The organism is Pseudomonas sp. 34 E 7 (assembly GCF_900005715.1).
GTDB lineage: Bacteria > Pseudomonadota > Gammaproteobacteria > Pseudomonadales > Pseudomonadaceae > Aquipseudomonas > Aquipseudomonas orientalis_A.
On record NZ_CVTX01000142.1, the window covers coordinates 56,420 to 63,477 of the forward strand.

Sequence of the window (7,058 nt, forward strand, 5' to 3'; positions counted from 1 at the left end):
AAGAGCGTTTTGCTTACTTTTGCGCTTTTCAAAAGTGAGCCGCCGTAAGGGCGGAACCCTAAGTGGCCGTTACCGCAGAAACGGATATGTACTCGGTCCAATCCAACATCCTGATCGGCCCAGAGGCCGCCATCGGGGGCAAGCCCCCTCCCACAGTGGATAGCGTTCCAACATGAGAGTGCGGTCGAATGTGGGAGGGGGCTTGCCCCCGATAGCGCCCTCACAGGCACCCCACTTCTTCCTTATTCCTATAAGCCATAAGCACCGCACTTTGCGTGATATGGCCCGCCGACCTTTCCCGGTATGATGTCCGCCCCCGCAGTCTGGATTGCGAATACGCCATGACCTTGCAGTACCCAACAATCGCCGATTGCGTCGGCAACACACCCCTGGTCCGCTTGCAACGCATGGCGGGTGACACCAGCAATACCCTGTTGCTCAAGCTTGAAGGCAACAACCCGGCCGGTTCCGTCAAGGATCGTCCGGCGCTGTCGATGATCACCCGCGCCGAACTGCGCGGGCAGATCAAGCCGGGGGACACGCTGATCGAAGCCACCTCGGGTAATACCGGGATCGCCCTGGCCATGGCCGCCGCGATCAAGGGTTACAAGATGGTGCTGATCATGCCCGACAACGGCAGCGCCGAGCGCAAGGCGGCGATGACCGCGTATGGCGCCCAGTTGATCCTGGTTACCCAGGAAGAGGGCATGGAAGGCGCGCGCGACCTCGCCGAACGCCTGGCCGCCGAAGGCCGTGGCCTGGTGCTGGACCAGTTTGCCAATGGGGATAACCCCGAAGCGCACTACACCAGCACCGGCCCGGAAATCTGGCGCCAGACCCAGGGCACCATCACCCATTTCGTCAGCTCCATGGGCACCACCGGCACCATCATGGGCAATTCGCGCTACCTCAAGGAGCAGAACCCGGCGATTCAGATTGTCGGCCTGCAACCGATGGAAGGCGCGGCCATCCCCGGTATCCGCCGCTGGCCCGAAGAGTATTTGCCCAGGATCTACAACGCCACGCGCGTGGACCGCATCATCGACATGGCCCAGCGTGAAGCCGAAGACACCACCCGCCGCCTCGCTCGTGAAGAGGGCATCTTCTGCGGTGTGTCGTCCGGTGGTGCGGTGGCCGGTATGTTGCGCCTGTCCAAAGAGGTGGAAAACGCGGTGATCGTCGCGATCATCTGTGACCGAGGCGACCGCTACCTGTCGACCGGCATCTTCGACGAACCCAACTGATGGCCAAGCACGAGAGAGGCCTGCGTTTCCAACCGACGGGCGGCAGCCGGGCCCCTCAGATTCCCGTGGGCAAGAAACAACGCCTGACCATCGAACGCCTCGCCAACGACGGGCGCGGCATTGTGTTCTTCGAAGGGCGCACCTGGTTCGTCAACGGCGCGCTCGCCGGCGAAGAGGTCGAAGCGCGGGTGCTGGGCGCCCACGGCAAGGTGGTCGAGGCGCGCATCGAACGTGTGTTCACGGCCAGCGAACTGCGCCGTCCGGCGCCGTGTGCACACTTCGGCCGCTGTGGCGGCTGCAGCGTGCAACACCTGCCCCATGGCGAACAACTTGCGCTGAAACAGCGCATGCTCGCCGAGCAATTGTCCCGTGTGGCCGGTGTCGAACCGCAAGCGTGGGCTGCGCCTTTGAGCGGGCCGGAGTTCGGCTACCGACGCCGCGCCCGTGTGGCCGTGCGCTGGGATGCCAAGGCGAAGCAGCTTGAAGTAGGCTTCCGCGCCGTGGCCAGCCAGGACATCATCGCCATCGATGATTGCCCGGTACTGGTACAGGCCTTGCAACCGATCATGCAGCGTCTGCCGAACATGCTGCGCCGTTTGAGCAAGCCTCAGGCGTTGGGGCACGTGGAGTTGTTCAGTGGTACGGCCATCGCCGTGTTGCTGCGGCATATGGCACCGCTGTCCGAGGCGGACATGCAGGTGTTGAAAGAATTTTGCACCTTCCATGATGCCCAGTTGTGGCTGCAGGGCGAGGGCCAGCCGGAGCCGGTCGAGCCGGGTAACGCGCTCGGTTTCCGCCTGGAGGCGTGGGACCTGGAGCTGGCGTACCGGCCGGGTGATTTTGTGCAGGTCAATGCCGGGGTCAACGAGGCGATGGTCGCCCAGGCCCTGGAATGGCTGGCGCCGCAATCCGATGAACGGGTGCTGGACCTGTTTTGCGGGCTGGGCAATTTTGCCCTGCCACTGGCCAGGCAGGTACGCGAAGTCGTTGCCGTGGAAGGCGTGCAGACCATGGTGGAGCGTGCGGCACAGAATGCCCTAAGCAACAATTTGCATAATGCACGGTTTTTTCAGGCCGATTTGTCCCAGCCCCTGACTGACGCGGAATGGGCCAAACAGGGCTTTTCTGCGGTACTCTTGGACCCACCGCGCGACGGTGCCCAGGAAGTTGTGCGCAGACTTGCCACCCTGGGGGCCAGGCGCCTGGTGTATGTGTCCTGCAATCCGGCGACGCTGGCGCGGGACACGGTTGAGTTGGTCAAGCAAGGCTACCGGCTAAAGCGTGCCGGGATCCTCGACATGTTTCCGCAGACAGCGCATGTCGAGGCCATGGCGTTATTTGAAGCGGGCTAGGATGCCCGTTTAATCCGACTGGCCTGCAGTCTCCAGGGCCGTGAACTGCCAGGGAATCTGCAGCAAGGTCGGCGATGATTTTTGGCGCATCCAAGGTGCGTCGTAGGGAAGGTAAGCAAGATGGTACAGGTGAGAGCACACCAGCCGATCAACACCGACGGCAGTATCAATCTCGAGGCATGGCTGGATCATGCCGTCAGTGTCGACCCGGCACTGGACCGTGAAGCCTTGAAAGCAGCCTGCGAGTTCGCTCGTGAGTCTGAACAGCAGGACAATGCGGCCAAGAACCTGTGGGCGGAGGGCACTTCAAGCTTTCGTACCGGGTTGGAAATCGCCGAGATCCTTGCCGATCTCAAGCTGGACCAGGATTCGCTGATTGCCGCCGTGCTCTATCGCGGCGTGCGCGAAGGGCATATTCCGTTGCCGACCGTCAGCCAGCGTTTCGGCGCAGTGGTGGCCAAGCTGATCGACGGCGTGCTGCGCATGGCGGCCATCAGTGCCAGCCTCAGCCCGCGCCAGTCCATGGTGCTGGGGACCCAGGGCCAGGTGGAAAACCTGCGCAAGATGCTGGTGGCGATGGTCGACGACGTCCGCGTCGCGCTGATCAAATTGGCTGAACGTACCTGCGCGATCCGTGCGGTGAAAACCGCCGACGACGAAAAACGCAACCGCGTTGCCCGCGAAGTCTTCGACATCTACGCGCCGCTGGCGCACCGCCTGGGCATCGGTCATATCAAATGGGAGCTGGAGGACCTGTCCTTCCGCTACCTCGAACCCGATCAATACAAACAGATCGCCACGCTGCTGCATGAGCGGCGGCTCGACCGCGAGCGCTTTATCAGCGACGTGATGGGCCAGTTGCGTGCCGAGTTGCAGGCCACCGGCGTCGATGCCGACATCAGCGGGCGCGCCAAGCACATCTATTCGATCTGGCGCAAAATGCAGCGCAAGGGCCTGGCGTTCAGCCAGATCTACGACGTACGGGCCGTGCGTGTGCTGGTGCCGGAAATGCGCGATTGCTACACCGCGCTGGGGATCGTCCACACGCTGTGGCGCCACATTCCCAAAGAGTTCGACGACTACATCGCCAACCCCAAGGAAAACGGCTATCGCTCGCTGCACACGGCGGTGATCGGTCCTGAGGGCAAGGTGCTCGAAGTGCAGATCCGCACCCACGCCATGCACGAAGAGGCCGAGTTGGGCGTCTGCGCCCATTGGCGCTACAAGGGCACCGACGTCAAGGCCGGGTCGAACCAGTACGAAGAGAAGATCTCCTGGCTGCGTCAGGTACTGGAGTGGCACGAAGAACTCGGCGACATCGGCGGCCTGGCCGAACAGCTGCGCGTGGATATCGAACCGGACCGGGTCTACATCTTCACCCCCGACGGTCACGCTATCGACCTGCCCAAGGGCGCCACGCCGCTGGACTTCGCTTACCGCGTGCACACCGAAATCGGCCACAACTGCCGTGGCGCCAAGATCAACGGCCGCATCGTGCCGCTCAACTACAGCCTGCAAACCGGTGAGCAGGTCGAGATCATCACCAGCAAGCACGGCACGCCGAGCCGCGACTGGCTGAACCCGAACCTGGGGTATATCACCACCTCACGGGCACGGGCGAAGATCGTCCACTGGTTCAAGCTGCAGGCCCGCGATCAGAACGTCGCCGCCGGCAAGACCCTGCTCGAACGCGAACTGGCGCGCCTGGGCCTGCCCCAGGTGGACTTCGACAAGCTGGCCGAAAAGGCCAACATGAAGATCGCCGAAGACATGTTCGCCGCCCTCGGTGCCGGCGACCTGCGCCTGGCCCAGTTGGTCAACCTGGCCCAGCAACTGGTGGAGCCGGAGCGTGGCAACGAACAGCTGGAACTGATCCCGCGCAAGGCCACCGGCTACAAGCCTGGCAAGCGTGGCGATATCCAGATCCAGGGCGTGGGCAACCTGATGACGCAAATGGCCGGTTGCTGCCAGCCGTTGCCGGGCGACGCCATCGTCGGCTACATCACCCAGGGCCGCGGCGTGAGCATTCACCGCCAGGACTGCGCCTCGGTGCTGCAACTGGGCGGGCGCGAGCCGGAGCGGATCATCCAGGTCAGCTGGGGCCCGGTGCCGGTGCTCACCTATCCGGTGGACATCATCATCCGCGCCTACGACCGTTCCGGGTTGCTGCGTGACGTCTCGCAAGTGCTGCTCAATGAGCGGATCAACGTACTCGCGGTCAACACCCGCTCGAACAAAGAGGACAACACTGCCCTGATGTCCCTGACCATCGAGATCCCGGGGCTCGACGCGCTGGGGCGGTTGCTGGGGCGGATTTCCCAGCTGCCGAACATCATTGAGACGCGGCGCAATCGCACCCCTGGGTGAACGCAGTTAAATAATGTGGGAGGGGGCAAGCCCCCTCCCACACTGGATCTTCAGTGGAAAGAGATCGATGTATTCACTAGACGACCTGCTACACCTGATGAACCGCCTGCGCGACCCGCAATACGGGTGCCCGTGGGACATCAAGCAAACCTATGCCAGTATCGTGCCGCATACCCTTGAAGAAGCCTACGAGGTGGCCGATGCCATTGAGCGCGGCGACTTCGATCATCTGCAAGGCGAGCTGGGCGACCTGCTGTTCCAGGTGGTGTATTACAGCCAGCTGGCGCGTGAAGAAGGGCGCTTCGAATTTGCCGGGGTGATCGATGGCATCACCCGCAAGCTGATCCGGCGTCATCCCCATGTGTTTCCTACCGGCGATCTTTACGCACCGCTGGATATCCCGCAGTTGAGCGAAGAGCAGGTCAAGCAGCGCTGGGAGCAGATCAAGGCCGAGGAGCGCGCGGAAAAATCCGACGCGCCCGAGCAACTTTCCTTGCTTGATGATGTGCCCGCCGCCTTGCCATCGCTGTCCCGTGCCGCCAAATTGCAAAAGCGCGCGAGCCAAGTAGGTTTCGACTGGCCGTCGGCGTTGCCGGTGGTGGATAACGTCCGCGAAGAGCTGGATGAAGTGCTCGAAGCCATGGCCGATAACGACTCGGTGGCGATTGCCGATGAGGTGGGTGACCTGTTGTTCGCAGCGGTCAACCTGGCCCGTCACCTCAAGGTCGACCCTGAAACCGCGCTGCGCGGTGCCAATGCCAAGTTCGAGCGACGTTTCCGATTTATCGAACAGGCATTGCGCGACACGCACCAACCCATAGAAGATTGCACCCTCGAAACGTTGGACGCCCTGTGGGGCGAAGCCAAACGCCAGGAAAAGACTATATCCAGCTGCGGTTGAGCAGTTGCCCAAGTGAGTAAGCACCATGAGCCTTTCCCTTCGCGACCAGTTGCTCAAAGCAGGTCTGGTCAATCAAAAGCAGGCCAAGCAGGTCGGCAAAGAGAAGCAGAAACAGCAGCGCCTGGTCCACAAGGGCCAGGCTGAGGTCGATGACACTCAGGCGCGCCTGGCCGCCGAGGCGCACGCCGAGAAGGTCAAGCGCGACCAGGAGCTGAACCGCCAGCAGCAGGAAAAAGCCGAGGCCAAGGCCCGTACGGCCCAGGTCAAGCAATTGATCGAAACCTCGCGGCTGCCAAAGTTGACCACCGAGGACTACTACAACTTCGTGGATGACAAGAAGGTCAAGCGCCTGTCGGTCAACACGCTGATGCGCAATAAACTGAGCAATGGCTCCCTGGCCATCGTGCACCACGGCGGCGGCTACGAAGTGATCCCGCGCGAAGCCGCGCTGAAGATCCAGGAGCGCGCGCCGGAGCGTATCGTTCAGCTCAACCTCCTGACCGAAAGCCAGGTGCCGGATGAGGACGATCCGTACGCCGCCTACCAGATCCCGGATGATCTGATGTGGTAAGGCTGTAGAAACGACAAACCCCGCCAACAGGCGGGGTTTTCGTTTGCAGGCGGCCCGGCTGCGTGGGCCGGACGTCTACGCGATTTCGGAATTTCAGGAGCCTTGTGCCTGGCGTTTCATCTCAAGCGATTCAAGTTCGTTTTTATAATTATGAGCATCGCTCTCGTTGTGAAACATGCCGACCAGCAAATCTTGTTGATGTACATCCCAGATGTGAATCCCGTGGCCTAGTGCTTCGTGGGACATATGTTCATCGTCGCGTTCAGTTACTTTTACAGTCATCTGCTTGCTCCAATCTCTGGTTGATCTGCGGCAAGTCGTCGCAGGCCTTTGTTATATGATTTGTTAGCTTGCTAAGTAAACCGGTTTTGCGTGCAACAATTCATTGCAGGAAACGCAACAGTGCTGCAGGCCATGTAAACCGTGGCATTTGGTCGCAGGTGGTTGGGTTAGATGACAAAAGTTTCATGTTTGGGGGCAGGCTACTGACGCCATCGGGGGGCATAGGTACCCACACAACTCAGCAGCGCCCAACCGTAACCACGATGCGAAGCGAGTCGCTCTTGATCTTGATCTGCTTTTGATCCTAGGCGCCCCGTTAAACCACGCTGGCCGAACGCAGG

At 61.4% G+C, this 7,058-nt stretch carries 6 protein-coding genes; 5 read left to right on the forward strand and 1 reads right to left on the reverse strand.

The window, feature by feature from the left end:
• The first annotated feature begins 341 nt into the window (after positions 1–341).
• From cysM to BFP96_RS14430, 5 genes are all read left to right on the forward strand, one after another.
• A complete protein-coding gene (gene cysM / locus BFP96_RS14410) occupies positions 342–1,244 on the forward strand; it encodes a cysteine synthase CysM (RefSeq protein ID WP_065893748.1) in 903 nt (300 codons plus the stop codon).
• Positions 1,244–2,596: a 23S rRNA (uracil(1939)-C(5))-methyltransferase RlmD gene (gene rlmD / locus BFP96_RS14415; protein ID WP_065936458.1), complete on the forward strand. Its 1,353-nt coding sequence runs from the start codon at positions 1,244–1,246 to the stop codon at positions 2,594–2,596. Before cysM ends, rlmD begins: the two co-directional genes overlap by 1 nt.
• A 120-nt stretch (positions 2,597–2,716) precedes the next feature.
• Complete coding sequence (gene relA, locus BFP96_RS14420) at positions 2,717–4,963, forward strand: GTP diphosphokinase (protein ID WP_065893746.1); 2,247 nt, start codon at positions 2,717–2,719, stop codon at positions 4,961–4,963.
• A 67-nt stretch (positions 4,964–5,030) separates the two neighbouring features.
• Positions 5,031–5,864 (forward strand): nucleoside triphosphate pyrophosphohydrolase, encoded by an 834-nt coding sequence (mazG, locus tag BFP96_RS14425; protein WP_065893745.1) that lies wholly within the window; start codon positions 5,031–5,033, stop codon positions 5,862–5,864.
• A gap of 25 nt (positions 5,865–5,889) precedes the next feature.
• The gene (locus BFP96_RS14430; RefSeq protein ID WP_057011833.1) at positions 5,890–6,435 is read left to right on the forward strand and encodes a DUF2058 domain-containing protein; all 546 of its coding nucleotides are present in this window, start codon (positions 5,890–5,892) and stop codon (positions 6,433–6,435) included.
• Between the two features lie 93 nt (positions 6,436–6,528).
• On the opposite strand, the gene BFP96_RS14435 is transcribed toward BFP96_RS14430, so the two are convergent.
• The gene (locus tag BFP96_RS14435; protein ID WP_065893744.1) at positions 6,529–6,717 is read right to left on the reverse strand and encodes a hypothetical protein; all 189 of its coding nucleotides are present in this window, start codon (positions 6,715–6,717) and stop codon (positions 6,529–6,531) included.
• Between the last annotated feature and the right edge of the window lie 341 nt (positions 6,718–7,058).

Excerpts from the sequence above, each read along its gene's own strand:
- BFP96_RS14430 (WP_057011833.1), top strand. The coding sequence starts at position 5,890 with ATGAGCCTTTCCCTTCGCGACCAGTTGCTCAAAGCAGGTCTGGTCAAT.
- cysM (WP_065893748.1), top strand. The coding sequence starts at position 342 with ATGACCTTGCAGTACCCAACAATCGCCGATTGCGTCGGCAACACACCC.
- BFP96_RS14435 (WP_065893744.1), bottom strand. The coding sequence starts at position 6,717 with ATGACTGTAAAAGTAACTGAACGCGACGATGAACATATGTCCCACGAA.
- rlmD (WP_065936458.1), top strand. The coding sequence starts at position 1,244 with ATGGCCAAGCACGAGAGAGGCCTGCGTTTCCAACCGACGGGCGGCAGC.
- relA (WP_065893746.1), top strand. The coding sequence starts at position 2,717 with ATGGTACAGGTGAGAGCACACCAGCCGATCAACACCGACGGCAGTATC.
- mazG (WP_065893745.1), top strand. The coding sequence starts at position 5,031 with ATGTATTCACTAGACGACCTGCTACACCTGATGAACCGCCTGCGCGAC.